At 34.3% G+C, this 2,180-nt stretch carries 3 protein-coding genes; 1 reads left to right on the top strand and 2 read right to left on the bottom strand.

The window, feature by feature from the left end; translation table 11 throughout:
- The coding region (locus AC1DSB_RS18415; protein WP_477587317.1) for a hypothetical protein at positions 1-677 on the top strand (677 nt) is incomplete at its 5' end.
- Positions 678-1,119: 442 nt separating this feature from the next.
- On the opposite strand, the gene AC1DSB_RS18410 is transcribed toward AC1DSB_RS18415, so the two are convergent.
- Together AC1DSB_RS18410 and AC1DSB_RS18405 are read right to left on the bottom strand one after the other, a co-directional pair.
- Positions 1,120-1,377: a hypothetical protein gene (locus AC1DSB_RS18410; RefSeq protein ID WP_477533290.1), complete on the bottom strand. Its 258-nt coding sequence runs from the start codon at positions 1,375-1,377 to the stop codon at positions 1,120-1,122.
- A 164-nt stretch (positions 1,378-1,541) separates the two neighbouring features.
- On the bottom strand, positions 1,542-2,180 hold a 639-nt coding region (locus AC1DSB_RS18405; protein ID WP_477587316.1), incomplete at its 5' end, for a PIG-L deacetylase family protein.

Below are 2,180 nucleotides of genomic sequence, written 5' to 3'. Positions count from 1 at the left end.
GCGTTATTGATGGCGATGGCTGGGTAGGTCATGAAGGATATCAAGTGAACGTTACAACCGGTAGTTTAGCCTTTGCAGAAGGATTATTAGCGGTATTTCAATCCTGGAGCTTAAAATCGGATATAAGTACTATCACCAGTCAAAAAAATCATACGATTTACCGTATTTGGGTACGAGGGAAAACCAGTCTTCAAATACTTTCTGACAGACTTTACAAATATGCAAATTCTGAAAACTTTCATATATATAAACGAGTCTATATGACACAGCATACAGATAATCCATATGTAGTTGGTGACAATAGAAAGATTCCAATGTGGAAAATTGTCGATGGGAAAATCATTCACACGCCAAATACGAATAGAGTTTCATTCAGAACAAATATCAGTAAATCAGTTTTAGACGCGTTAAAGCAACTAGCGTTAAAGCATAATACAAATGTGAATCATTTAATTGAAAATGGTTTGAAAAACGTTCTGGTACAAGACAAAATCACTTTGGACAAAACTTATCAACCACTAGATCGGATTCAGTATAAAACAACGTATGATCATCAATTAATAAGCGATGTAAAAGAGTACGCAAAGAATCATAACGTATTCATGAATGACGTAATTGAATATAGTGTGCAATTTATCGAATTGCATGTTGAAAAGAGGAGTCCCAGGGAAAAATGAGAACTCCTTTAATTTGAAATTAATTTTAGTTGACATAATATAAATTATAGGAAGCTACGTCTCACGAGCCAAGTATACTTGTAACAGTGAGACAGAATTAATTTTACAAGTATTTTATGTGAATAATTGTATTTTTAACATTTACCATTCATGATATACATCTTATATTTTCTCAACTTTTTTATCGCTCCTTTTGAGAACTCTTTTGTTTGCATCTAATGAATATGTCACTGAAGTGTATATTTCTACAATCTTTAAATCAGCAATTAATACAGATCACTGCATTGGTCTGGTCTTTCTTTTTGCATCCTAATTCTACATTCAGTTATTCTTCTTAACAAATTTATCCACCTTCAAGAGTTAAGTTATATTCCCCATTTTCAAGACTTCATTAGTTAAAATATGACAATCTAAATAAAATGTAAAAAAGTGTTACACACTATTAAGTGGATTTTATTGCCCGTAAATATTCAAGCCTATTTCTCCATTTCCAGCGCGCATATAGAAGGAATACTTTCCCTTTTAAACTATGAGCATTAAGTACTTTTATCTCGTCAACTTCTTGTCCACCAAAGCTTCTTTTAAACTCATTAATGTTCTGTTCTTGCTCTTTATGTGGATCTTTATAAGATGTTTTCCAAATGTAATAACCGATTGGCTCTTCCGATTCGATTACGTTGAGAAGAATCTTTTCCCACACGATGTGATGCAGAATGAATCATTGAGACGCTATTTCCATCATGTAAATATGCATGACCGCAAAGTGGATTTTGATTTTCATCACGCAACCAAGTGATACTAATAACTCCAGCCTCAGCAGATTTTCTGAAACGATCCGCTGGTTTAGCCGTTTAAGAAAAAAAACTAAATTAATCTTCTAACTAACATAAAACTTTCCGCAAATGGTACACCAACTGTTGAACCTCTTAGCTTTGCCAATGCTTCAATGATTTCAAGTGTTCGAGGATGAGGCGGTTGTTTTAGTTGTGATTGATAACAGTTCATTGCTTCTTTCTTTAATTCGATGAATTTCGAGATATCACTCCATACATTTGGCATATAGGCATTGTCTACTGTGGGAAGATTCCATTCTGTTTCTGAAAGGGTTTCATATGCATAAATATTCTCCACCTTAATGCCATTAATTGGTCTTAATGCCACCATTGCACTGTGAGAGACAACAGTATGGTCCATATGCATATCACCTTTATGAGGAATAAATGCAATGTTTGGTCGAATATCTTCCACAACTTTTAGAAATTCAGCATTGATTTTCACTAAAGGAGTTTCTCTTAAAGTCACAATGGGAAAATCTAAAAAGATCGTTTCCTTAACCCCTAATAGTTGATGCGCAGCTAATGCTTCTGAACGTTCTTCTTCGATCTCTTCATCTGTATTACTTTTAGTTACCTCACAAATAAACACTTCATGACCTTGCGCTGCATACTTCGCAATCGTGCCGCCAACGCCTAATACCTCATCATCATTGTGTGGTGCAAATAC

The organism is Paenisporosarcina sp. P4_E4_2 (assembly GCF_056401595.1).
Note: the sequence above shows the minus strand (reverse complement) of the source record. Positions and strands in the feature narration are given on the sequence as shown.